Here is a 22,690-nt window from a genome sequence, read left to right on the forward strand (position 1 = left end):
CCATCAATAATCACCACTTTTGACCGCAAACTAGATCTTTTGTCCTCAGCGATTGACTGCTTGCACGCAAAAAAAATGTCGCGTCAGAATGAAACAAGGGCTAGGCTAAAACAAAACGGGGCAAACCCCGAAGCTGAGGCAGACGCAGTGAACACCCTGACCGAACACACCAACACGCTGGCAGAGCGCGTGTTGAACCAAGACAATGATCGTTATCTGGTCGCCATTACCGGTGCACCGGGATGTGGTAAATCGACCTTGGCAAGTGAACTTGCACGGCGCCTGAATGCGCAAGGTCGCAAGGCTATTGTCGTGCCTATGGACGGTTTTCACCTTGATAATGGTATCCTCGAAGCGCGCGGTCTGAGACCCCGCAAAGGTGCACCAGAAACCTTTGACGCGCCCGGGTTCCTGCGTCTTGTACGCGCGCTCAAAACTGGCGATGAAGTCTTTGCGCCCTCATTTGACAGAACACGCGATTTGGCGATTGCAGGCTCTGTGGCCGTGCCCGCCGAAGCGAAGGTTGTTATCGTAGAGGGCAACTACCTGATGTTCGACGAAGTGCCCTGGTCCGAACTTGCGGGCCTGTGGGACTTGTCCGTGCGCCTTGACGTACCAATGCCGGAGTTGCGTGCGCGCTTGATACACCGATGGCTGAGCCTGAATTATTCCTCGGCTGTTGCCACACGTCGTGCGGAAGGCAATGATATTCCGAACGCCCAGCGCGTTATAGAGCGCGCCCTGCCCTGCGATTTCATCCTCAATGGAGAACCTGCCCCAAGTTCCTAAATGAAGACCAGTGTGATGGCCGGGAACATTAATAGGATGATCACGCGAACGACGTCTGACCCGACAAAAAACAGCACAGATCTATAAGTGGCCGTCATCGGCGTATCTTGGTCCATACTGTTGATAATAAACAGGTTCATCCCGACCGGTGGGGTGATCAGCCCAACCTCTACGACAATCAGAACCATGATGCCGAACCAGATCGCCAACTCTTCGGTTGTCATGCCAAAATCAAGACCCGAAATCACAGGCCAAAAAATTGGCACGGTCAGCAAGATCATCGACAGACTGTCCATCAGGCAGCCCAAGATCAAATAGAACATCAGGATCAGGATCATCACTATCCAAGGGCTGAACCCTTGATCTGTCACCCATGACGACAACTCTTGCGGGACTTGGGTCAATGCCAAGAACCCGTTGTAGAACCCGGCCCCCAGCACGATGAAAAAAATCATGCCGGTGCCAGTGGCAGTTTCCGTGATACTTTGACGAAAAACCTCCCAATTCAGTGCCCCCGAGAAGAGCGCGATCAAGCCGGTTCCCATCGCACCAACAGCGGCACCTTCGGTTGGCGTGAACCAGCCGTTGTAGATACCGCCCACCACCAGACCAAAGACGATCAACACTGGCCAGACTGCGCCAAGCGCAAGGAAACGCTCCGTATAGCCGATCCGGGGCCGCGTGCCGGCCTGATCTGGATAAAGCCGAACATAAAACGCGATTGTCAGCATATAACCCAATGCGGCAAGGATCCCGGGTATGAAAGCAGCAGCGAAAAGCTTGGCGATATTCTGTTCAGTCAGGATGGCGTAAATCACCAAAATGACGGACGGCGGGATAAGAATGCCCAAGGTGCCGCCCGCGGCTAGTGTCGCGGTCGAAAAACCACCCGAATAGCCATATTTGCGCAATTCCGGCAAAGCGACTTTGCTCATCGTTGCAGCCGTAGCCAAGGACGACCCGCAAATTGCGCCAAAGCCCGCGCATGCCCCGACAGAGGCCATCGCCATCCCACCTTTGCGGTGCCCCAACCATGCCTCTGCCGCTTTGAACAGGGACCGCGACATGCCTGAATAGGTCGCGAATTGGCCCATCAGAAGGAACATGGGGATGATTGAAAGATTATAACTTGAGAAGGTGGAAAACACCTCTGACTTGAGCCGTGCCATAAAGACCGTTGTTCCATCGGTGGCCAGCCACAGACCGCCAATCCCGCACAACAACATTGCCAGTCCGATGGGCGCGCGCAGAAAGATCAGCAACAATAATACAGGAAAGGACAGATAGCCCAGCGTCAGATCTGTCATATGATACGCTGACCCGTCAGGCGCATCACGGCGCAATAGATACTCACGATGCTCGCAGTGATCGCCGCAATAAGGCTTGCCGCATAAGCCCACCAAATCGGAAATTGGATCAGATAGGTTGTCTCGCCATAGCGCATCTTGTCTTGCATACCAACAAACAGCCGCCATGTGATCAACACGATGATCGCAGCCATCACAACGCTCCAGAACGTGCCCAGCGCACGGTCGACACCCGACCCCATCCCGTTGGTGAACACATCCACCTTGGCATGTGCACCACTGAGCTGCGTCAATGGCAAGAAAGCAAAGATAGCAAAGGCAACACCCGCCTCTACCAGTTCGAAGTCACCCAGAATTGGCCCGACACCTAGGTCAATCAGCCAATCACCCATACTGCGCAAACCGCCCGAGTGGGCCAGATCGCTCAGTTCACGCCCACTCACACTGATGCACACAACAAACACCAATACGCACAGTACCACGCCGCCAAGCAAGGCCATCACATTTGCCAGTCTCTGAATGCCGGTGTGCAACACCTGCCTTAGTTGTCCATATTATGTTTGGCAATCAGGGCGGTTGCCGCTTCAAAAAGGCCGGTGCCATCGATACCGGCGGCATCAGCCTCGGCGATCCAATTGTCAATTGTGGGCTGGCTGGCTGCACGCCATGCGGCAACCTGATCTGCGTCTAGCGTGACGATATTGTTGCCCGCTTCTTCGGCCAGTTCACGCCCGGGCGCATCGTATTCCTGCATTGTCCGCCCAGCAAATGCCGAAAATTCTAGACCTGAGTTGGCCTCTACCACGGCCTGCAAATCCGCTGGCAATGCGTCGAAAGCATCCTGATTCATCGCCATGATAAACGCTGTTGTATAGAGCGCTTCGCCCGGGAATTCGGTGTGGTTGCTGATCAGCTCCTGCACCTTCAACGCTGGCACAACTTCCCATGGGATCACGGCGCCATCGATCACGCCACGCGACAGGGATTCAGGCACAGCAGGAACGGGCATGCCGACCGATGTTGCACCCAATTCTGTAAACAGCGTCGTTGTTGTGCGGGTTGGTGCGCGCAGCTTGAGGCCGCGTAGATCGTCGACATCCGTGATGGGTCTGTTGGCATGGATCACACCGGGGCCATGCACCCACAGCCCCAATGGTTTGAATGCTGCGAAATCGGTATCCATCATCCGCGCCTCTGCCAGTTCCCAAAACGCCCGTGACGTTGCCTCGGCATCGGGCGACAAGAACGGCAGTTCAAACACTTCCAACTGTGGGAAACGCCCCGGTGTGTAGCCAGCCACTGTCCAGATGATGTCGGCGACGCCGTCAATCGCCTGATCAATTAGCTGGGGTGGCGTACCGCCAAGCTGCATGGAAGGGAAGCGGTCGATCTTGATCCGGCCATCGCTGTCCGCCTCTACCTTGTCGGCCCAGACATCCAGAATATGCGCCGGTACATTTGCCTGTGCTGGCAGGAATTGATGTAGGCGCAATGTAATCTCTTGCGCGGTCGCAGCCGCCGCAAAGCAAGCGCTGGCCAGCGCCCCCATCAAAATCCGACGAGAAATGGTCATGATGATCCTCCAGGCATGAAATATGAGGCGATAGTGTCGTGATCGCGCGACAAGACGCAAGGCTCATTCAATCAGATGATTGTTGTTTCAACTGCGGCGAATTCGCCAATTGTCCCACGTAAAACGTCACCGCGCACAACCGGACCTACACCAGCGGGCGTGCCTGTCATGATAAGATCACCAGCGTGAAGAGTGTAAAGCGATGATAGATCGGCGATAATTTCAGGAATTGACCAGACCATATTGGCCAGCAGTGCCTGTTGACGCACCTGACCGTTCACCTCAAGCCGCAGCGTCAAATTGCTGATGTCGGTATCGCCAGATTTTTCGGTCAGCGGGCCGATGATGGCTGCATCGTCGAAATCCTTGCCGGTGTCCCAAGGCCGGCGCTTTGCTTTTGCCGCGGCCTGAAGATCGCGCCGCGTCATATCCAGACCGCAACCATAGCCAAAGACCGCCGTCATGGCGTCACTCTGAGGGATGTCTTTCGCCGTCGCGCCGATGGCAACCACCAATTCCATCTCATGATGTAAATCAGAGGTGCGTGGCGGATATGGCATTTGATTGCCTGACAGCAAAACCGCATGCGCCGATTTGGTAAAGTAGAATGGCGCTTCCCGGTCTACTTCATGACCCATTTCAGCCGCGTGATCGGCGTAGTTTCGGCCAACACAAAAGATCCGCCCCACGGGAAAGCCTGATGCCCCTTGCACGGGGACAACAGGCGTTGGACGAGGTAGAAAAACTGTGTCTGTCATTGCACTCTCTGCGCGTTGCGTTGAAGGTGGCGAAGGCCTATCCTATTTATGATCCACGCGATATCCTCGTGACAGCTTTGGGGCAAGACCCATTGACCGGCAGGAGCCTGAAACCAGGTGACAGTAAGTACAACGCAACTTGACGATCTGGTGGCCTGTCCGCAGTGCGACACGCTGCACCTTGCGCGTGCGCTGCCTGACAATGCGCGCGCGCACTGTCAGCAATGCGGTATCATCCTGATGACATCACAACCCGCGGCGATGGCCCGTATTCTGAGCCTTGCCTTGACCGCGTTCATCATGATGATTGCCGCTGTCAGCTTTCCATTCCTAACGCTTGATGCAGGCGGATTGCACAATGCGACATCGGTGATTGATGCGGTATTGGCGTTCAATGACGGCTATGCCTTCCCGCTGGCAGTCGCCGTTGCTTTCTTTATCGTTGTGATCCCGCTTATCCGTCTAACCGCGCTGATCTATGCGCTTGGCCCTTTGGTTCGCGAGAAGAGTCCACGTCAAGGCGCGCGCAAGGCGTTTGCATTGGCCGAAAGACTGCGCCCCTGGAGCATGGCCGAGATCTTCATCGTTGGCGTGACCGTCGCGCTGATTAAGGTGGCTGGCCTTGCCGCTGTCACTATTGGCCCCGCATTTTGGGCTTTCGCCGGGGTGGTGATCATCACCGTCCTGAAAGATCAAATGATTTGTAGGTATTCGATTTGGGAAGCGCTGGACAAAGCCACGGCCTGATCACGGCGCGGGATGCGGGCCTTGTGGCCTGTCAGCAGTGTGGACAGGTGCATGCTATTGGCACGCCGGTTTGCAAACGCTGCGAAGGCCGTTTGCAAAGCCGCGATACTGAAAGCCTACAGAAAGTCTGGGCGTGGCTGATCGCTGGCATGATTGCCTATATTCCGGCCAATACCTACCCGATGCTGCTAACATCGACGCTTATCGAACGGTCTGAGAGTACGATTATCGGTGGTGTGATTGAACTTTTTGAGCATGGCTCTTGGGGTATCGCTACGATTGTTTTTGTAGCCTCCGTGATGATCCCCGTGGGGAAATTCATCGCAATTATCTATCTCGCGCTGAGTGTGCAGCGCCGCTCGATCGCCAATCGGCACGAACGTCACAAAGCCTACGAGATCGTTGAATTCATTGGTCGCTGGTCAATGATTGACGTCTTTGTCGTTGCAATCCTTTCAGCGCTGGTGCAACTCGATACCATTGCTACAATCAACCCCGGTATTGCGGCCATGAGTTTTGCCTTGTCCGTGATTTTCACGATGCTATCCGCGCAAGCCTTTGATGCGCGATTGATTTGGGACACAGACAGGACGCAAGCATGAGCGACCCGACCGGAAATAGCCCAGCGCCACTTGATGTTAGACCAGTAGAACGACGGGTCTGGCAGCGGCTGTCGTTGGTCTGGCTTGTACCGCTGATCGCTTTGGCCATTTCCTTGGGTGCCGCATGGCAAAGCTATGCCGATCGCGGGACGCTCATCACGATCAGCTTTGAAAACGCATCCGGTATCAGCGCTGGCGAAACGATGATAAAGTACCGCGACGTCACAATCGGCGAGGTCGAGGATGTGGAATTCTCCGAAGGTCTGACTGATGTGCTGGTTCATGCCCGCATTGACAAAACGGTCGCACCTTTTCTGGATGATGATGCACAGTTCTGGGTAATACGACCTGACGTATCGGTTCGAGGGATCACCGGACTTGAGACTGTATTGTCGGGCGTATTCATCGAAGGCAATTGGGACACTGAGGCCGACGTTGCCCAGACACAGTTCACCGGGCTTGAGCAACCTAATCTGACGCGTGCCAATCAGCGCGGCACGCGTGTCGTTCTACGCGCCGATGAAGGTGGAAGCATCGCCGCCGGTGCGCCGATCCTGCACAAAGGGATCGAGGTCGGCTATCTGGAAAAGCCAGAGTTGTCGTTTAACGGACGGCAGGTGGTCGTGAACGCTTTTATCGAAAGCCCCTATGACCGACGCATCACCAGCAGCACCCGTTTTTGGGACACATCGGGGTTCAGCGTATCATTCGGCACCGGTGGTGTCTCTTTGGACGTAAACTCACTGGCTTCATTGATTGAGGGTGGGATCGCCTTCGATACTGTTGTGTCAGGGGGCGAGGCAATTAATGATGGGCATCGCTTCAATATCTTTGAGAGCGAACAGGCGGCGCGAGACAGCCTTTTCACCGACCCCAACGCAGAGGTATTGGAAGTTGCTGTTCTGTTTGAGCAGTCCGTGAGCGGTCTGGCCGTTGGGTCTGAAGTCCGCTTCCAGGGTATCCGAATTGGTGAGGTCAGTGACCTGAACGCCATTGTGGTTGGAGATGCAGACAATGCACAAGTCCGGTTGCAGGCCGTGTTGGCGATTGAGCCATCTCGTCTCGGGATGGGCCCCGACGCAACGGTCGACGAGGCGTTGGAGCTTCTCTCCGATTTCGTAACGCGCGGTCTGCGCGCCCGGATGGTGACGGGCAACATTCTTGCGGGTACATTGTTTGTAGAACTGGTGACGCAGAATGATGCATTGCCCGCGATCATGAACAGAACCTCTGGGGACTTCCCGGTTATACCAACAACGGACTCGCTGATTTCCGATGTTGCAGCCACGGCAGAGGGTTTGTTGGCCCGGATCAACTCCCTCCCCGTAGAAGAGCTGATGGATGGGGCGATCAACCTTATGGATAGCTTTGAGCGATTGGCCAATGACGAATACACCCGTGCCACGCCCGCCGCCTTGGTGGCATTGCTGGACGAGTCTCGCGAGCTTATTGCATCGGAAGATATCCAAGCGATACCAAAGGACCTGCGGGATGTGATCGCAGATCTAGATGGGCTGGTCGCCGAGGCGACCGAGGTGGGGTTGATCTCTGATCTGGATGCTGCGATCGCGACGGCTGGCAAAGTCGCCGAGAACATTGACCTGGCCACACGCAACTTGCCCCAAATCACGGCAGATATCGAAGCCTTCACCGCCCGCGCCAACGCTTTGGAACTGGAAGCGCTGGTTGTCTCTGCAACGGAAACGCTCAACGCCATTGATGGGTTTCTCAGCACTGAAGATGCCATCGCTTTTCCCGGCGAGGCGAACGCAGCGCTGTCAACAATGCGCGCACTGTTGGATGAGGTCCGCGAGGGCGGCGCGGTTGCAAACGTTAACGCCGCGCTCGCGTCGGCAAATGAAGCTGCAAAGGCGGTCGAAGACGCCGTCAGCACGCTGCCCGCCTTGGCCGCCCGCGCAAATCAGTTGGTCAGCCAAACAGAAGCTGTCGTGAACAGCTACAGCGAACGGTCACGGTTCAGCGCGGAAACTTTGGCTACCCTGCGCGACATCCAAGAAGCTTCGGATGCGATTTCTTCACTGGCGCGCACGATTGAGCGAAACCCTAACTCCTTGTTGATTGGACGGTAAGAATGTTTTCACGACTGTTAGTCTTGGCCATCGCGGCCGCGGCGGCCTGCAGCCCGCTTGAAAATCGCGTGGCCCTTAGTCCAATGCAATCCTCGCTGGACCTGCGTCCTTTGGTCGGCAGCGCAATGGTCCGTACCGTTTCGTTACCAACTTACGCTGCTGCGGAAGAGATCCCCCTTGCGACGGCTGGCGGACGCATCACGATCAACGAGGACGTGCTTTGGGCCGACGAACCCGAACGCGCGGTGACGCTGATTCTGACCCGCACAATTGGCGATATCATCAATGCGGACGTTGGCCCCGATCCCTGGCCATTTGTCGGGTTGCCGGATGTCTCTGTTGACGTCCGGGTCGAACGGATGCTGGGCAGTGTCGATGGGACATTCGCGTTGACCGGCCAGTTCTTTGTTGCCAGCGAAGGCGCCCAGTTCCGCGACAGCACGCACAGCTTCGAGATCTCACAAAACATGGCTGATACGTCGCTTGACAGCATTGCCGCGGCACAGTCGGCCGCACTCCTTCAGCTATCAGAACAGATCGCACGGACCCTAGGGCGCTAGTTTCACCCAAGCGCCATCCCGTTTGGATGACCGGACGCAGGCATCCACGAATTGCATGCCCTTCAGACCGTCTTCGATAGTTGGGTAGAGCACATCCGCAGACACATCGCGCCCTTCGCGGTGTGCCGTGATCGCGTCTGCGGCTTCGCGATATATCGTGGCAAACCCTTCAAGATAGCCTTCGGGGTGGCCCGCAGGGATACGCGTGACGCGTTCTGCGGCATGGCCAGTGTCTGCCCCACCCCGTGTCAAAAGCTGTTTAGGTGCGCCGTAGGGTGTGAACCAAAGCTGATTGGGATTTTCCTGCATCCATTCCAGCCCCCCTTTTTCGCCATAGATGCGCAAACGCAACCCGTTTTCATTGCCAGGTGCCACCTGACTGCACCACAGCATTCCACGTGCACCGCCGGCAAACCGCATCATGACATGGGCGTTGTCATCCAACTGCCTACCGCTGACAAAGGCCTGAAGATCGGCGGACAGTGTTTCGAGTTCCAAACCGGTCACGAATGACGCAAGGTTGAACGCGTGCGTCCCGATATCGCCGGTTGACCCGCCGGCCCCCGAACGCGCAGGATCGGTGCGCCATTCCGCCTGTTTGAACTCTTCATGTTGGGTCAACCAGTCCTGCGCATATTCAACCTGCACCACGCGGATTTTGCCCAATGCGCCATCCGCGACCATCTGGCGTGCCTGCCGCATCATTGGGTAGCCAGTATAGTTATGGGTCAGCACAAAAAGCGCGTCGCTGTCATGGGCCGACTTTGCCAGTTTCTTGGCATCAGCCATCGTCGATGTCAGCGGCTTGTCGCAGATTACATGAATGCCGCGTTTGAGGAACTCGCGCGCCGCCGCATAGTGCACGTGGTTTGGCGTCACAATTGCGACCGCTTCGATCCCGTCTTTCAGACGCGCTTCACGGATCGCCATGGCTTTGAAATCATCATAAGTGCGCGCCGGATCAAGCCCAAGTGCCGCGCCGGACACCTGCGCCTTTTCGGGTGTGGAGGACAGAGCACCAGCGACGAGGTTGAACCGGCCATCAAGCCGTGCCGCAATACGATGCACGCCGCCGATAAAGGCGTCATTGCCCCCGCCAACCATGCCAAGGCGAATAGGTCTATCATAGCTCATGTTCTAAATCCCCAACATCTTGCGGTTCGTGGCGGCATCTACCGCGCCACCAGCAAAGTCATCAAAGGCCCGTTCTGTGACGCGAATAATGTGGTCTTTGACGAATTGCGCGCCTTCACGTGCGCCATCTTCCGGGTGCTTCAGACAGCATTCCCATTCCACCACGGCCCAACCGTCAAAATCATTTGCCGCCATTTTTGAGAAGATAGATGCGAAATCAACTTGCCCATCGCCAAGGCTCCGAAAGCGCCCTGCCCGATCGACCCATGATTGATAGCCGCCGTAGACACCTTGCCGCCCTGTCGGATTGAATTCCGCATCTTTGACATGGAACATCTTGATACGATCTTTGTAGATGTCGATGTGGTCAAGGTAGTCGAGGCACTGCAACACATAGTGCGAAGGATCATAGAGCATGTTGCAGCGGGCGTGGCCGTTCACCCGCTCCAAGAACATTTCAAATGTGATGCCATCATGCAGGTCTTCACCCGGGTGAATTTCGTAGCAGACATCAACGCCATTTTCATCGGCATGATCCAGAATAGGGCGCCAACGCGCGGCAAGTTCATCGAACGCGGCCTCAACAAGACCGGCAGGGCGTTGTGGCCACGGATAAATATAGGGCCAAGCCAATGCACCTGAGAACGTGGCCATCTGGCCGATACCCATGTTTTTGGACGCGCTGATGGCCATCTTGACCTGATCGACGGCCCAGGCTTGGCGCGCCTGCGGATTGCCCTGCACATGCGGTGCCGCGAAACCGTCAAAGGCCGTGTCATAGGCCGGGTTCACCGCAACAAGCTGGCCCTGCAAATGTGTTGAAAGCTCTGTGACTTCAACCCCATTTTCGGTTGCCTGACCGGTGAACGCGTCGCAATAGTCTTTTGACCCGGCGGCTTTCGTAAGATCAAAGAAGCGGCCATCCCAACTGGGGACTTGCACACCATCATATCCGCAATCCGCGGCCCATTTGGTGATACCATCCCATGTGTTGAACGGTGCATCATCACCGGCAAATTGTGCCAAAAACAACGCGGGCCCTTTGATCGTTTTCATCGCAAATTCCTCCAACTAGAAGAAACTATAACGATTTAGAAATGACTGACTAGCCCCTATGAAACCCGACCAGGAAATCAATTTATTGCGACGCACTGGTATCTGACTGGATGATCGCGCTCTCCCATTCTCGTACGAACGTGCGCCGCTTCAGGCGATCGAGATAGGTCATAAGGGCAGGTTCCAATGCGATGCTGCTCCGACCCTTGATATCAAGGCGTCGGTCAAGTAGCGGCAAAGGGAACTCATCGGTTTGCGTATCATCTGATTGTGCTGAAATCAGGTGTCTGACAAAATCAGCTGCTGCATCCGACTGTTTACTTTGGTTTGAAACAAATGCCGTGCGCATCATCGTTGTCGGAAAATCCGAAGGCAGTATGATCTCGAGTTGATCATGGGTATCCTGCCGGGCGCGCGCATAGCTGCCAAGTACATTGTAGGCGACCGCAATCGTGCCATCAGCCAGATCGTCTATCATAGCTCCTGAACAGCAATAGAGCTTCGCATTCAGGCTCCCCATGACTTCGGTTAGCCGCCAAAAGCTCTCTGACGCCCGCGCATCTTGTGTTGCAAACAGATAACCCAGCCCCGACTGCCGCACATCATATGTGCCGACCCTGCCGCGAAACCGATCTGGATCAGCACGTAACGCTTGTATCAGTTCCAGGCGGGTGCGCGGAATGGCGACGCCAGCGAACGCTGCTTTGTTGATGACAATTGTGGCGGGTTCTGTGGTAAAGGCAAAAAGGCTTTGTCGCCACTGCGCCCATGCGGGATGCGTGATATCATCAATCCTCAGCGCATATCCATCGTTTGCCAACTTCAACTGCAAATCCATCGCGCTCGAGATCACGACATCAAACTGATCAGGAGATGCGCGAAATACCTGATCAAGATCGGCAGTTCCGGTAACAAGATAATCAACCGCAAGGTTCGGCCGCGTGCGCAAAAAACTCTCGATGATCGGTGCGAAAAAAGAGGTGTCCGTACTTGAAACAATCCGCAAGGTTTGTGCGCTCTGCGCCCCTTCGAACAAGCGCTGATCTTCCCAATCCTGCGCATGTGCAAACGCTGGAAAAAAACAGATCGCTAAAAAGATAATGTAACGCATGCGCCCCCCTCAGGTCTGTTAGCCAAGGTTAGTTTTCCGCCGTGTGCGTTGGCTACATCCTGCACAATTGTCAGACCCAACCCCGACCCAACAATACCTGCGACGTTCGCACCGCGCTTAAACCGCTTGACCAGATCGGCGATCTCCTCTGTCGCAAATCCGCTACCTTCATCGGAAATGCAAATATGGCTTTCGGGCGCGGCGCCGACCGTAATCGTAATTTTGCTTTCAGCGGGTGAGTACTTCAGCGCATTGTCGATCAAATTACGCACAGCATTCTGTACAAGAATTGGATCACCTTCCACCCAGGCCTGCCGATCTTGCGTCATCTGCAGATCAATATCCTTCATCTCTGCAATGGGGGTGAGCTGCACCAAGAGCTCTTCCACAAGACCGACCAGATCAATCCTATGCTGCTCGAGGTTATCTGTTCGAAAAGCGATCATCGCATGGTCCAGCAGCTGTCCCGCCGCACGAGAACTTTCATCAATCGCACGCACCATCGACCGGAGCGCCTGACGGTTCTCTGGTAGTTCAACACGATGCAAGGTCGTTTCAGCATGAGACCGCACAGTCGCAAGCGGCGTGCGGACGCGGTGCGCCGCCTCAGCAATGAAGTTTTCGGATTGTAGTAGCGATTGGTTCAGGCGGGCCATGAGGCTGTTCAGCGATGATACAAGTGGGGCCATCTCAACCGGAACGGGTTTGACAACCGGCCGCAAGTCCTTGGGACCACGTCGCGTGATCGAATTGGTCAAAGTTTGCAGTTGACCCAATGTGATCGAGGTGGCCCAGAACGCAATCAGTGTAGCAAGCGCAAAAAAGCCAGCACCAAAGAATGCGACGTTTTGGGAAATTCGGTTCAGCGTCCCTGAAAGCGCATCTTGCGTCTGACCGACCGAGACGATGATATTGGTGCGAAAATCAGCCCCAATCAAGGTGCGCGATGCGCTTGCCAACCGCACCGGCACACCGTCAAAATCTATCGTCTGATAAAGTCGATCAGCACCCGCTGGAACCACAACCATAGGCAATGCATCATAGCCGGAAATAACCCTGTCATCCTGATAAATGGCGTAGAATACCCGATCATCGGATTGGGTGCTGAGCATCGAAAGCGACGCATAGGGGAAATCGACCTCAACCAATCCATCCCGCACGATGGCTGCATCCAGGATGGAGCTGACAGATGCACCAATGATCTGATCCTGCCCGGCCTGAGCGATCTGGGTCGCATAACTGCGCACAACCACAAACAGCACGACCGCAAGCACCGCAGCGCCCCCAACGAGAGTGACAGCCAAGCGATTACGCAGCGATCCAGCGACGCGCACACCATCAGTCATGATCGAGCCGATAGCCAAGACCACGATGTGTTGTAATCGACACGCTGGAGTGTTCCAGATGTTTGCGCAGACGGCCAATATAGACCTCAACCGCATTTTCAGACACGTCTTCCTCGTAAGAAAACAACCTATCAATCAGCTTGGTTTTCGGAAAGAGTTGCCCTGGCGCACTCATCATCAATTCGAGCAGGCGCAGTTCACGATTGCGCAGATTTATTACGTTTTCACCGATTGTCAGATGCCCCGCAACCGGATCAAACGCCACGTCTCCGTACCTAGTGACTGTGCGTGCTGTCCCGGCCTTACGGCGTAGTACGGCCCGACAGCGCGCCTGTAGTTCTGCGTGATCGAATGGCTTGGTGATATAGTCGTCTGCCCCCAAATCCAAAACGCTGATTCTGTCTGAGACTTCCGATCGGGCCGTCAAAACGATGACCGGTGTATCGATTTCACCGGCCCGGTGGCTCTTGAGAAAGCTGCGCCCATCGCCGTCAGGAAGCATAATATCAAGCAAGATAAGATCGTACTCACCCGTTTCCGAAAACGCCGTTGCATCCTCTAATTTCTCTGCATGGTCAATGACATGCCCATCAAGTTGCATCCTTGAGCAAATCGCGTTTGCCAGTTCGATATTGTCCTCAACCAGAAGAAACCTCATCCCTTTGATATGCCTTTCTTACATCGTGACAGGTCCGTGTCAGGTTATTGTGGTCCCTTCTCGTAACTGATCCACCACGCGGTCAGTTGTCAAATGGGAGGACTACTATGAAATCGTTTAACATGACCCGCCGGGTCGTGATGGCTGCTGCTACGGCGGCGCTGTCTTTTGCGACGCCTGCGGCTGCTGATGGCCACCAGGTCGTCGACAGCATCCACTTTCTGATTCCCGGCGGCGCCGGCGGCGGATGGGACGGCACCGCGCGTGGAACGGGCGAAGCGCTGACGGCGGCTGGCCTTGTTGGTCAAGCCACATATGAAAACATGTCAGGCGGCGGTGGCGGCAAAGCCATCGGCTATCTGATCGAAAACGCCGACAGCCAGCACGGCACATTGATGGTGAACTCTACGCCTATCGTAATCCGGTCACTGACGGGTGTGTTCCCCCAAAACTTTCGCGACCTGACGCTCGTGGCAGGCACCATTGGTGACTACGCGGCTATTGTCGTGGGCAAAGATAGCCCTGTGAATGACATGGCGGGTCTTGTTGCTGCCTATCAGGCGGATCCACGCGGTACTGCCATCGGTGGTGGTTCGGTGCCAGGCGGTCTTGATCACCTTGTTGCGGCTATCGTCATGAAAGCGGCTGGCGAAGATGCCACCGAAGTGAAGTACATTCCGTATGACGCAGGTGGTGAAGCCATGGCAGCGCTGTTGTCTGGCGAAATCGCAGCATTGAGCACCGGTTTCTCTGAGGCGATTGCACTCGCAGAAGCTGGTGAAGTCAAAATCATCGGTGTTACTGCGCCAGAGCGCATCGAGAGCTATCCCGACGCACCAACGATGAACGAGCAAGGCATCGAGGCCGAGTTCGTCAACTGGCGTGGCTTCTTTGCGGCCCCGGGCCTGCCGGATGACAAGCTTGCCATGTATCAAGATGCCATCGCCAAAATGTACGACACACCAGAGTGGGAAGCTGTGCGCGCCCAGAACGGTTGGGTCAACATTTACAATAATGGCGACGATTTCCTGAGCTTCCTTGAGAACCAAGAGCAAGTGATTGGCGATCTGATGAAAGAACTGGGCTTCCTCTAAGAAGCTACTTTTTTGTCCGGCGGGCACGCTCGCCGGACGTCTCGACTTGGGGGAGACTATGGCGCTAGATCGCTGGATTGCACTGATCATTCTGCTGATGTGCACGGGCTATGCCTACACTGCATTTTTTGCGATGGACGATAAGCTGGCGCCTTTCATGCGCCGTGACCCAATCTGGCCGTCGACATTTCCAAAGGTCTTGTCTGTCTTTGGCATCATCGCCGCCGTCATTATCATTCTGGGATTTGAGAAAGGCGACGGCGCGATCAAAGCAGGCGAAATCAACTATCGCCGCTTGCAAGACTACAAGATTGGACAGGCCGTTTTCTTGCTCGGCCTTATGGCAGCCTACGCTTTGCTCCTGCGCCCTTTGGGTTTTCTCGGGTCAACGGTCGGCTTTCTTGCAATCGGTTCGTTTTTGCTGGGCGAGCGTCGCTTACACATCACAATTCCTGTCGCGCTGATCGCAGCAGGCAGCATCTGGTATCTGGTCCAAGAAGTGCTTGGCATTTTCTTGCGACCGTGGCCGTTCTTTCTCGGAGTTTGAGGAATGCTTGAAGGACTCATGATTGGCCTAGTAACGGCCTTTTCCTTAACGAATATACTGATGGTCATCGGCGGTTGCCTGATCGGCACGTTCATCGGCATGCTTCCCGGCCTTGGCCCAATGTCGATCATCGCCATTATGATCCCTGTTGCGATTTCGATCGGGGATCCGTCAGCGGCGCTGATCTTGCTGGCCGGGGTCTACTACGGTGCAATCTTCGGCGGCTCGACTTCGTCGATCCTCATAAACGCCCCAGGCGTTGCCTCAACCGTTGCCTCCAGCTTTGATGGCTACCCACTGGCCCGCCAGGGCAAGGCCGGCAAGGCACTGACAGTTGCCGCGATTTCGTCTTTTGCTGGCGGCACAATTGGTGCAATACTTTTGATGATCTTCGCGCCAGCCCTATCTTCTGTTGCGCTGTTATTCGGCTCGCCCGAGTATTTCGCGCTGATGGTTGTCGGCCTGTCTGCAATCGCTGCCTTTGCGGGTACCGGCCAAGTGATCAAAGCTTTGCTCATGACACTCGTTGGTCTGATGTTGGCAACGATCGGCGAAGGCGTGCTGTTCAACATGCCACGTTTCACCTTTGGGATCATGGACCTGCAATCCGGCCTTGGGTTTATCACACTGGCGATGGCGATGTTTGCCTTGCCCGAGGCGCTCTATCTCGTACTCGACCCGTCCCGTTCAAAATCTGAGGACAGCAAGGGCGAAATCAAAGACCTGCGTATCACCCGCGAAGAGGCCCGCCAGATTGCCCCGGTTGTCGGTCGGCAATCCATCCAAGGTTTCCTTATCGGCGTTCTGCCTGGTGCTGGCGCAACGATCGCATCTTTCTTGGGCTATGCCGTTGAACGCAACATTGCCTCTAAAGAGGAGCAAGAACAATTCGGGAAAGGTAGCCTGAAGGGCCTCGCCGCCCCAGAAAGTGCCAACAACGCGGCCTGTACCGGATCCTTTGTGCCCCTGCTGACGCTTGGGATACCCGGCTCTGGCACCACGGCCATCCTGCTCGGCGCTTTGATCGCGCTTAACGTCTCTCCGGGTCCGCGTTTGATGATTGATGAACCTCAAATCTTTTGGGCGGTGATCATTTCCATGTACCTTGGCAACCTGATATTGTTGATCCTCAACCTGCCACTGATCCCCTACATCGCCAAAGTCCTGCTGGTACCGCGCACTTTCCTGATACCCTTCATCCTGTTTTTCACGATGATGGGGGCTTATATCGGGCAGAACAACGCGACTGAATTGTTGTTGCTGGTCGGGCTTGGCATCTGTGCGACGATACTGCGCTTTGCCGACTATCCGCTGGCGCCACTCCTGATTGGCTTCATCCTGGGGCCGATGCTTGAGAACAATTTCTCACGGTCCATGAACTTGTATGATGGTGTTGGGTTCATCTTCGAACGCCCCATGACATTGGGACTGCTGGTCGTCGCAGCGTTGCTGATCGTGCTTCCGAGCTACCGTGCCCGTCGCGCAAGGCTGCGGGCAGCAGGCGTCGCAGACGGGGATTAATCGGTCGTCTGCGCGTTGAAGGTAAATAGCTGTTCGCCGTTGATCTGATAGGCATTGATCAACGCAGCGGCCGTTTCCGAGGTAAGCCAGTCTTCGAGTGCCACAGCCTGTGTGAATTTCGCATGCAGGTGCCGGTCTGGGGCAACGGGAATATAGGCATATTGGTTAAACAGCGCGGGATCACCGGAAAAGAGTACGACCAAGTCCCCCTTGTTGCCGAAATTCAACCAACTCGCGCGGTCAGCCAGGACATAGGCATTCATCGCAGATGCAGTGTTCAGAGCGGCCCCCATGCCAGCTCCCACTTCACGGTACCACGAGCCGGTAGGCGTTAGTCCGGCGGCGGACCAGAGTGCCTGTTCCTTCTTGTGGGTTCCACTCTCGTCCCCTCGGCTGACAAAGATCGCCTGAACGTCTTCAACAGCCCTGAGCGCCGCAGGCGCGTCTTGGACGCCCGCAACCTTTGCAGGATCATCCAGCGGGCCGATCAATACAAAGTCGTTGTACATGATTTCGCGCCGGTGTGTGCCATAACCATCAGCGACAAAAGCATCTTCTGCGGTTTGGGAATGGGTCAGGATCGCGTCGACATCACCGGCGGCACCCAGGCGCAATGCTTGGCCCGTCCCGACGACAAGCAACTCAACCTTGATGCCGGTCTCTGCCTCAATCGCGGGCAGCAAGATATCTGACAGACCGGAGTTCTGAAACGAGGTCGTCACCGCCATACGCATCGTATCTGCATGCGCGGTGGAGCAAAGCGCGAGGAGTATGATCGTAAGAAATCGCATCATTCAACGATACCTCCTTGAAGCAGTGCCGTGGCTTGCGGTGTCTGTGGGGCCTTAAAAAATGCCTCTGCCGGGCTTTGTTCGATAATGTCACCATGCATCAAAAAGATGATGTCTTGGGCAAGTCGCTTTGCCTGACCAATGTCGTGCGTCGCCATAACAATCCGCGTTCCTTTGGCCTGCACCTCTTGCAAGATCGCTTCGATTTCGCGGGTGGCGCGGCCATCAAGGTTTGCGCAAGGCTCATCCAGAAACACCACGTCCGGCTCACGAATAAGCGCCCGCGCAAGTGCCAGTTTCTGCTTTTCACCGCCGGACAAACGAGGTGCAGATCGTACAAGCGCATCACCCAGCCCCACTCGCTCTGCCCATTCACCGGCGCGCGCATCGGCTTCGGCTTTGCTGATACCACGCAACCTGAGCGGATAGGCCAGATTGTCTTTGACGGATCGGCGCAACATGATCGGCGCTTGGAACACAAAGGCCTGTCTTTCTTGTGCTTCGGCCGTTGGGACTTGCCATGCAACTTGACCACTTGCCAGCCGCTCAATCCCGTGCAGCGCGCGCAACAGCTTGGTCTTGCCAGCCCCGTTCGGCCCCATAACAATGGTAAATCCCTCGGACGAAATCTCTAAATCGACAGGCCCAAGCAGCGTCTGATCACGCCGTTTCACCACGGCACCAGACATTTTGAGTGGCAAAATGGATACTACCATTTTTCCTCACTCTCTGTCTGGCTTACAGCGTGGATTGCCAGATTGACCGCGATGGCCAACCCGATCAGGACAAAGCCAAGTCCCAGAGCCAGCGCAAAGTCCCCCTTTCCGGTTTCCAATGCAATGGCCGTCGTAAGAACACGCGTCGCATTGTCGATGTTCCCACCCACAATCATGATGGCGCCGACTTCGCCTATCGCGCGGCCAAATCCCGCCAGCGAGGCGGTGATCAAGGCACGCCGTCCATCCCAAAGCAACGTCTTGATCCGTTGCCAGCGTGAGGTGGACAGCGAAATCAGCAAATCATGATATTCCGCCCAAATGTCTCGGATCGCTTGATGCGCAATGGATGCGATCAGCGGTGTGATGATAATCACCTGTGCGATAATCATCGCCGTTGGCGTGAATAGCAAATTGAACACCCCAAAAGGACCGGATCGCGATAAGAGCAGATAAACGATCAACCCAACAACCACGGGCGGAAGCCCCATCAGCGCGTTCAACAGTGCAATCGTCGCGCGTCGATGGCGGAAACGGCGAATAGCAAGCCACGCCCCGAAAGGCAAACCTACCGCTGAAGCGATGACAACGGCTGTTAGTGTGACTTGAAGTGAACGTAAGGTGATATCGACAAGGTCAGCATCGAAAGACACCACGAGCCAGAAACCAGCAACGAGCCCTTCCCAGATTTCACCCATGTCTGCACCCTCAAAACTGCACGCATCGTTTCACGTGCAGTTCACCCGTTCAATGCGGAATCCGACACCTGATCGGTCATTTGGCGCATCTTGATGTTGGCGCGGACAAATGCCGCCACGAAGATGATGGTCAGAACCAGAATAACGGTTGGTGCGGGTGCGCTGTCGATGAAGAAACTCAGATAGACGCCCGCAAACCCGGACAGCAATGTGACGCCAACGGCGATAGGCAACATCATCGCAAAACGCTTGGTGAGCAAAAAGGCGATTGCTCCGGGCGCGATCAACAGGCCAATGGCAAGGATAATCCCCACTGCCGCTAAGGTTGCAACGATGGTCAGCGAAATGAGCGCGAGTAGGCCGTAATGCAGCCACCCAACGCGCAAGCCAACCGCTTGCGCCTGGACGGGGTCAAAAGCATGCAGCATGAAATCCCGGCGCTTTGCCACGACCACCACAGCCACTAAAACCGCTATCGCCCCGGCTGTCCAAAGGTCTTGCGTACTCACACCAAGCATGTTGCCGAATAAGATATGATCAAGATGCACATCGGTCGTGACTTTGGTGTAGAGCACGAGCCCAAAGCCAAACATGCCCGAAAACACAATTCCCATAATCGTGTCCTGCTTGACCCGGCTATGGGCAGCCAAAAACCCCGTACTCAGCGCACAGAACATACCTGCCACAAACGCCCCGATAATCAGCGGTATATTCAACAGATAGGCCAGTATGATCCCCGGTAGGACCGCGTGGCTGATCGCGTCGCCCATCAGCGACCAGCCCTTCAGCACCAGATAACAAGACAGCAAACTGGTGGGGACCGCGATGATGGCCATCATCAGGAATGCCTTATTCATAAATGCGAACTGAAACGGGAAGAGCAGCGTTTCCATCAGTTGACCTCGAGCGCCGATGCCGCCCGGCGGCGGGCGGCGAGGTACCCGTGTTTGGGTGCAAGAAAGAAGGCTGCCAGGAAAATCAGCGTTTGCAGCGACACGATGATCCCGCCCGTCGCTCCGTCCGTAAAGTAGCTAAGGTAGGCCCCGGCAAAGCTGGTGCCTGCCCCGATAGTGACGCTCAACACCAAGAGCCTTGGGAACCGGTCGGTCAACAGATAAGCCGTTGCCCCCGGCGTCACGACCATCGCGATGACAAGGAAAGCCCCGACAGTTTGCAGGGCCGCAACGCAAGAGGCCGAGAGCAATGTAAAGAAAACGACACGCAAAACATCTGGCCGCAACCCGATGGACCTTGCATGGTTTTCATCAAAGAAGGTGACCATCAGGTCTTTCCATTTAGCAAGCAGCACGGCCAATGTAACAAAACCGATAATCGCCAGTTGAACTGTATCTGACGGTGAAATCGCGAGGATATTGCCAAGGGTGATCGTCTGTACGCTCACGGATGTGGGTGACAACGACACCATGAAAAGCCCCAAGCCAAAGAACGACGTAAAGATCAAGCCGATGATCGTGTCCTCTTTCAACCCGGAGCGTTGGTTGAGAAACAGCATGGCACCCGCCGCCAATCCCCCCGCCGCAAAAGCACCCAGCGCGAACGGCAGACCCAGCATGTAAGCCCCGGCGACACCCGGCACGATAGAGTGGCTAAGCGCGTCCCCGATCAGCGACCAACCCTTGAGCATCAGATAGGCGGACAGAAATGCGCAGATGCCGCCGACCAAGGCGCTGACCCACATGGCATTAAACATGTAGGCGTAGCTGAAAGGTTCCAGCAGCCAACCCATCAGCTTGGTTCTTTCGTGTCGTCTTTGGTGGTTTGGTGATCGTCGCCGTAGACGATGAAGGGGCGTTCGTCATCCGTGATTACCCGGATCTGGCGACTGTCGTCGTCGTCATGCAGGTCCGCACCGCCAAGCACAAAGTGACGCAAGACGCCGCCAAAGGCGCGCTCCAGATTGTCATGCGTAAAGACATCTTTTGTCAGACCGTATGCGAGGATCGTTTCTTTCACCAAAATCGTCCGATCACAAAACTCCGGTACTGAGCCCAGATTGTGGGTCGAAACCAGTATGACCCGCCCCTCATCCCGCAAATCGCGCAGCAGGGCGACAATGGCATCCTCGGTCTGGACATCAACGCCAGTGAAGGGCTCATCCAGCAAGATCACCCGCCCGTCTTGTGCCAGAGCACGCGCCAGAAACACGCGTTTACGTTGACCGCCCGAAAGCTCGCCGATTTGGCGTGTGCGAAAGTCAGACATATTCACCCGCGCCAAGGCATCAGTGACCGCGGCATGATCGGCGGCTTTGGGGCGGCGAAAGAACCCCATATGCCCATAGCGACCCATCATCACGACATCTTCGACAAGCACCGGGAAGGTCCAGTCGACTTCCTCGGATTGCGGGACATAGGCCACGATGTTCTGGCGCAAGGCCTCGTTCACATGCATACCCAGCACGGAAATTTCGCCCTTGGCAGCGGGCACAAAGCCCATGATTGCCTTGAACAACGTGGATTTCCCGGCGCCATTGACCCCCACAAGGGCCGTGATGGTCCCTGTTGGAATTTCAAAGCTCGCATTGCGCAACGCCGTGTGGCCGTTGCGGTAGGTCACCGTCACATCGTGCGACATGATGCCGGGGGTGTCGCTCATTCTGTCAGGCCTGCCGCAATGGTCTCGGTCGTGACCCGTAGCAGGTCGAGGTAAGTCGGCACGGGGCCATCCGCTTCGGTCAGGCTATCGACGTAAAGCACGCCCGCATATTCTGCGTCTGTCTCTCGGGCGACCTGTTCAGCCGGCGCTTGGCTGACGGTGCTTTCGCAGAACACCGCGGGGATATTGTTCTCGCGCACTGTGTCGATCACACGGCGCACCTGTTGCGGGGTGCCCTGTTGATCAGCGTTGATGGGCCAGAGGTACAGTTCCTGCATCTCAAAATCACGGGCGAGGTAGCTAAAGGCCCCTTCGCAGGTGACCAGCCAGCGCTGCTGGGCAGCAACGGCGAGGATTTGTTCACGCAATGGGGCAATGGCTTCGGTAATCTCGACCTTATAGGCCTCTGCGTTCGCAGCGTAGATTTCAGCATTGTCGGGATCATGTGCGATGAATGCATCGCGAATATTATCCACATAGATCAACGCACTCTCGAAACTCATCCAGGCATGCGGGTTCGGCTTACCGTCATACTCGCCCGAAGAAATACTCATTGGCTCGATGCCGTCGCTGAGTGTCGCACTGGGCACATCAGACAGGTTGGCAAAGAACTGTTCAAACCACAGTTCCAGGTTCAGTCCATTCCACAGGATCAAATCGGCGTCCTGCGCGCGGATGATGTCGCGGGGCGTTGGCTGATAGCCGTGGATCTCTGCCCCGGCCTTTGTGATGCTTTCAACGATAGCGGCGTCACCGGCGACATTTTGAGCCATATCGGCGATCACCGTAAAGGTGGTGACAGCTTTGAACTGCGCCTCATCAGCCATCGTGGCGGTGGAAAGGACGGTCGCGACAGCAATCGATGAGAGGTGTTTGATCATCTTCATTCAGTGTCCCTTCGAGCGCAATGTATCGATAAGAAGCCTGCTTATGCGACTTATTCGCAATTGTAAATCTAAATGAGAACGATTCTTAA

At 55.6% G+C, this 22,690-nt stretch carries 24 protein-coding genes; 8 read left to right on the forward strand and 16 right to left on the reverse strand.

What is annotated here, in order from left to right; genetic code table 11:
- Positions 1-147: 147 nt before the first annotated feature.
- Positions 148-789 carry a nucleoside/nucleotide kinase family protein gene (locus ACZ1G5_RS02130; protein ID WP_472734255.1) on the forward strand — a complete coding sequence of 214 codons (642 nt, stop codon included), beginning with the start codon at positions 148-150 and terminating at the stop codon, positions 787-789.
- Here ACZ1G5_RS02130 and ACZ1G5_RS02135 read toward each other — a convergent pair.
- From ACZ1G5_RS02135 to ACZ1G5_RS02150, 4 genes are all read right to left on the reverse strand, one after another.
- A complete protein-coding gene (locus ACZ1G5_RS02135; protein ID WP_472731291.1) occupies positions 786-2,096 on the reverse strand; it encodes a TRAP transporter large permease in 1,311 nt (436 codons plus the stop codon). The genes ACZ1G5_RS02130 and ACZ1G5_RS02135 overlap by 4 nt on opposite strands.
- Positions 2,093-2,596, reverse strand: a complete 504-nt coding sequence (locus ACZ1G5_RS02140) for a TRAP transporter small permease (protein ID WP_472731292.1) — start codon at positions 2,594-2,596, stop codon at positions 2,093-2,095. The genes ACZ1G5_RS02135 and ACZ1G5_RS02140 overlap by 4 nt, the downstream gene beginning before the upstream one ends.
- Positions 2,597-2,637: 41 nt before the next feature.
- Positions 2,638-3,669: a TRAP transporter substrate-binding protein gene (locus ACZ1G5_RS02145; protein WP_472731293.1), complete on the reverse strand. Its 1,032-nt coding sequence runs from the start codon at positions 3,667-3,669 to the stop codon at positions 2,638-2,640.
- 71 nt (positions 3,670-3,740) lie between these two features.
- A complete protein-coding gene (locus ACZ1G5_RS02150; RefSeq protein ID WP_472731294.1) occupies positions 3,741-4,427 on the reverse strand; it encodes a fumarylacetoacetate hydrolase family protein in 687 nt (228 codons plus the stop codon).
- Between the two features lie 117 nt (positions 4,428-4,544).
- Between ACZ1G5_RS02150 and ACZ1G5_RS02155 the strand changes: the two genes are divergently transcribed.
- From ACZ1G5_RS02155 to ACZ1G5_RS02170, 4 genes are all read left to right on the forward strand, one after another.
- On the forward strand, positions 4,545-5,174 hold the full coding sequence (locus ACZ1G5_RS02155; protein WP_472731295.1) for a paraquat-inducible protein A: 630 nt from the start codon (positions 4,545-4,547) through the stop codon (positions 5,172-5,174).
- A complete protein-coding gene (locus ACZ1G5_RS02160) occupies positions 5,144-5,776 on the forward strand; it encodes a paraquat-inducible protein A (protein ID WP_472731296.1) in 633 nt (210 codons plus the stop codon). The genes ACZ1G5_RS02155 and ACZ1G5_RS02160 overlap by 31 nt, the downstream gene beginning before the upstream one ends.
- Complete coding sequence (locus tag ACZ1G5_RS02165) at positions 5,773-7,866, forward strand: PqiB family protein (RefSeq protein ID WP_472731297.1); 2,094 nt, start codon at positions 5,773-5,775, stop codon at positions 7,864-7,866. Before ACZ1G5_RS02160 ends, ACZ1G5_RS02165 begins: the two co-directional genes overlap by 4 nt.
- A gap of 68 nt (positions 7,867-7,934) precedes the next feature.
- Positions 7,935-8,426 carry a PqiC family protein gene (locus ACZ1G5_RS02170; RefSeq protein WP_472731298.1) on the forward strand — a complete coding sequence of 164 codons (492 nt, stop codon included), beginning with the start codon at positions 7,935-7,937 and terminating at the stop codon, positions 8,424-8,426.
- On the opposite strand, the gene ACZ1G5_RS02175 is transcribed toward ACZ1G5_RS02170, so the two are convergent.
- The 5 genes from ACZ1G5_RS02175 to ACZ1G5_RS02195 form a co-directional block, all read right to left on the reverse strand.
- The gene (locus tag ACZ1G5_RS02175) at positions 8,415-9,560 is read right to left on the reverse strand and encodes a Gfo/Idh/MocA family protein (RefSeq protein ID WP_472731299.1); all 1,146 of its coding nucleotides are present in this window, start codon (positions 9,558-9,560) and stop codon (positions 8,415-8,417) included. The two genes, ACZ1G5_RS02170 and ACZ1G5_RS02175, sit on opposite strands and share 12 nt — an antisense overlap.
- A 3-nt stretch (positions 9,561-9,563) precedes the next feature.
- The gene (locus ACZ1G5_RS02180; protein ID WP_472731300.1) at positions 9,564-10,616 is read right to left on the reverse strand and encodes a sugar phosphate isomerase/epimerase family protein; all 1,053 of its coding nucleotides are present in this window, start codon (positions 10,614-10,616) and stop codon (positions 9,564-9,566) included.
- 82 nt (positions 10,617-10,698) lie between these two features.
- Positions 10,699-11,727 (reverse strand): ABC transporter substrate-binding protein, encoded by a 1,029-nt coding sequence (locus tag ACZ1G5_RS02185; protein WP_472731301.1) that lies wholly within the window; start codon positions 11,725-11,727, stop codon positions 10,699-10,701.
- Positions 11,706-13,073 carry a sensor histidine kinase N-terminal domain-containing protein gene (locus ACZ1G5_RS02190; protein ID WP_472731302.1) on the reverse strand — a complete coding sequence of 456 codons (1,368 nt, stop codon included), beginning with the start codon at positions 13,071-13,073 and terminating at the stop codon, positions 11,706-11,708. Before ACZ1G5_RS02190 ends, ACZ1G5_RS02185 begins: the two co-directional genes overlap by 22 nt.
- Entirely contained in the window at positions 13,066-13,731 is a 666-nt protein-coding gene (locus ACZ1G5_RS02195) for a response regulator transcription factor (protein ID WP_472731303.1), read from the reverse strand. Before ACZ1G5_RS02195 ends, ACZ1G5_RS02190 begins: the two co-directional genes overlap by 8 nt.
- Before the next feature lie 107 nt (positions 13,732-13,838).
- Here ACZ1G5_RS02195 and ACZ1G5_RS02200 point away from each other — a divergent pair, with 107 nt between their 5' ends.
- Genes ACZ1G5_RS02200 through ACZ1G5_RS02210 form a run of 3 tightly spaced genes read left to right on the forward strand, consistent with a single transcriptional unit; the run spans position 13,839 to position 16,893 of the window.
- Positions 13,839-14,825, forward strand: a complete 987-nt coding sequence (locus ACZ1G5_RS02200; protein WP_472731304.1) for a tripartite tricarboxylate transporter substrate binding protein — start codon at positions 13,839-13,841, stop codon at positions 14,823-14,825.
- A gap of 58 nt (positions 14,826-14,883) precedes the next feature.
- Entirely contained in the window at positions 14,884-15,372 is a 489-nt protein-coding gene (locus ACZ1G5_RS02205; RefSeq protein WP_472731305.1) for a tripartite tricarboxylate transporter TctB family protein, read from the forward strand.
- 3 nt (positions 15,373-15,375) lie between these two features.
- Complete coding sequence (locus ACZ1G5_RS02210) at positions 15,376-16,893, forward strand: tripartite tricarboxylate transporter permease (RefSeq protein ID WP_472731306.1); 1,518 nt, start codon at positions 15,376-15,378, stop codon at positions 16,891-16,893.
- On the opposite strand, the gene ACZ1G5_RS02215 is transcribed toward ACZ1G5_RS02210, so the two are convergent.
- Genes ACZ1G5_RS02215 through ACZ1G5_RS02245 form a run of 7 tightly spaced genes read right to left on the reverse strand, consistent with a single transcriptional unit; the run spans position 16,890 to position 22,601 of the window.
- Entirely contained in the window at positions 16,890-17,687 is a 798-nt protein-coding gene (locus ACZ1G5_RS02215) for an ABC transporter substrate-binding protein (protein ID WP_472731307.1), read from the reverse strand. The two genes, ACZ1G5_RS02210 and ACZ1G5_RS02215, sit on opposite strands and share 4 nt — an antisense overlap.
- Positions 17,684-18,373 carry an ATP-binding cassette domain-containing protein gene (locus ACZ1G5_RS02220; RefSeq protein ID WP_472731308.1) on the reverse strand — a complete coding sequence of 230 codons (690 nt, stop codon included), beginning with the start codon at positions 18,371-18,373 and terminating at the stop codon, positions 17,684-17,686. Before ACZ1G5_RS02220 ends, ACZ1G5_RS02215 begins: the two co-directional genes overlap by 4 nt.
- 20 nt (positions 18,374-18,393) lie before the next feature.
- Positions 18,394-19,098: an ABC transporter permease gene (locus tag ACZ1G5_RS02225; RefSeq protein WP_472731309.1), complete on the reverse strand. Its 705-nt coding sequence runs from the start codon at positions 19,096-19,098 to the stop codon at positions 18,394-18,396.
- Positions 19,099-19,139: 41 nt separating this feature from the next.
- Positions 19,140-19,991 carry a metal ABC transporter permease gene (locus tag ACZ1G5_RS02230; protein ID WP_472731310.1) on the reverse strand — a complete coding sequence of 284 codons (852 nt, stop codon included), beginning with the start codon at positions 19,989-19,991 and terminating at the stop codon, positions 19,140-19,142.
- The gene (locus ACZ1G5_RS02235; RefSeq protein ID WP_472731311.1) at positions 19,991-20,845 is read right to left on the reverse strand and encodes a metal ABC transporter permease; all 855 of its coding nucleotides are present in this window, start codon (positions 20,843-20,845) and stop codon (positions 19,991-19,993) included. The genes ACZ1G5_RS02230 and ACZ1G5_RS02235 overlap by 1 nt, the downstream gene beginning before the upstream one ends.
- Positions 20,845-21,714 (reverse strand): manganese/iron ABC transporter ATP-binding protein, encoded by an 870-nt coding sequence (locus ACZ1G5_RS02240; protein WP_472731312.1) that lies wholly within the window; start codon positions 21,712-21,714, stop codon positions 20,845-20,847. Before ACZ1G5_RS02240 ends, ACZ1G5_RS02235 begins: the two co-directional genes overlap by 1 nt.
- Positions 21,711-22,601, reverse strand: coding sequence for a metal ABC transporter substrate-binding protein (locus ACZ1G5_RS02245; RefSeq protein WP_472731313.1), 891 nt, complete (start codon positions 22,599-22,601; stop codon positions 21,711-21,713). Before ACZ1G5_RS02245 ends, ACZ1G5_RS02240 begins: the two co-directional genes overlap by 4 nt.
- Positions 22,602-22,690: the final 89 nt, after the last annotated feature.

It is taken from the genome of Yoonia sp. JB2-21 (assembly GCF_055693545.1).

Excerpts from the sequence above, each read along its gene's own strand:
- ACZ1G5_RS02135 (WP_472731291.1), bottom strand. The coding sequence starts at position 2,096 with ATGACAGATCTGACGCTGGGCTATCTGTCCTTTCCTGTATTATTGTTG.
- ACZ1G5_RS02140 (WP_472731292.1), bottom strand. The coding sequence starts at position 2,596 with ATGGCCTTGCTTGGCGGCGTGGTACTGTGCGTATTGGTGTTTGTTGTG.
- ACZ1G5_RS02145 (WP_472731293.1), bottom strand. The coding sequence starts at position 3,669 with ATGACCATTTCTCGTCGGATTTTGATGGGGGCGCTGGCCAGCGCTTGC.
- ACZ1G5_RS02150 (WP_472731294.1), bottom strand. The coding sequence starts at position 4,427 with ATGACAGACACAGTTTTTCTACCTCGTCCAACGCCTGTTGTCCCCGTG.
- ACZ1G5_RS02165 (WP_472731297.1), top strand. The coding sequence starts at position 5,773 with ATGAGCGACCCGACCGGAAATAGCCCAGCGCCACTTGATGTTAGACCA.
- ACZ1G5_RS02175 (WP_472731299.1), bottom strand. The coding sequence starts at position 9,560 with ATGAGCTATGATAGACCTATTCGCCTTGGCATGGTTGGCGGGGGCAAT.
- ACZ1G5_RS02180 (WP_472731300.1), bottom strand. The coding sequence starts at position 10,616 with ATGAAAACGATCAAAGGGCCCGCGTTGTTTTTGGCACAATTTGCCGGT.
- ACZ1G5_RS02185 (WP_472731301.1), bottom strand. The coding sequence starts at position 11,727 with ATGCGTTACATTATCTTTTTAGCGATCTGTTTTTTTCCAGCGTTTGCA.
- ACZ1G5_RS02190 (WP_472731302.1), bottom strand. The coding sequence starts at position 13,073 with ATGACTGATGGTGTGCGCGTCGCTGGATCGCTGCGTAATCGCTTGGCT.
- ACZ1G5_RS02195 (WP_472731303.1), bottom strand. The coding sequence starts at position 13,731 with ATGAGGTTTCTTCTGGTTGAGGACAATATCGAACTGGCAAACGCGATT.
- ACZ1G5_RS02200 (WP_472731304.1), top strand. The coding sequence starts at position 13,839 with ATGAAATCGTTTAACATGACCCGCCGGGTCGTGATGGCTGCTGCTACG.
- ACZ1G5_RS02205 (WP_472731305.1), top strand. The coding sequence starts at position 14,884 with ATGGCGCTAGATCGCTGGATTGCACTGATCATTCTGCTGATGTGCACG.
- ACZ1G5_RS02210 (WP_472731306.1), top strand. The coding sequence starts at position 15,376 with ATGCTTGAAGGACTCATGATTGGCCTAGTAACGGCCTTTTCCTTAACG.
- ACZ1G5_RS02215 (WP_472731307.1), bottom strand. The coding sequence starts at position 17,687 with ATGATGCGATTTCTTACGATCATACTCCTCGCGCTTTGCTCCACCGCG.
- ACZ1G5_RS02220 (WP_472731308.1), bottom strand. The coding sequence starts at position 18,373 with ATGTCTGGTGCCGTGGTGAAACGGCGTGATCAGACGCTGCTTGGGCCT.
- ACZ1G5_RS02225 (WP_472731309.1), bottom strand. The coding sequence starts at position 19,098 with ATGGGTGAAATCTGGGAAGGGCTCGTTGCTGGTTTCTGGCTCGTGGTG.
- ACZ1G5_RS02230 (WP_472731310.1), bottom strand. The coding sequence starts at position 19,991 with ATGGAAACGCTGCTCTTCCCGTTTCAGTTCGCATTTATGAATAAGGCA.
- ACZ1G5_RS02235 (WP_472731311.1), bottom strand. The coding sequence starts at position 20,845 with ATGGGTTGGCTGCTGGAACCTTTCAGCTACGCCTACATGTTTAATGCC.
- ACZ1G5_RS02240 (WP_472731312.1), bottom strand. The coding sequence starts at position 21,714 with ATGAGCGACACCCCCGGCATCATGTCGCACGATGTGACGGTGACCTAC.
- ACZ1G5_RS02245 (WP_472731313.1), bottom strand. The coding sequence starts at position 22,601 with ATGAAGATGATCAAACACCTCTCATCGATTGCTGTCGCGACCGTCCTT.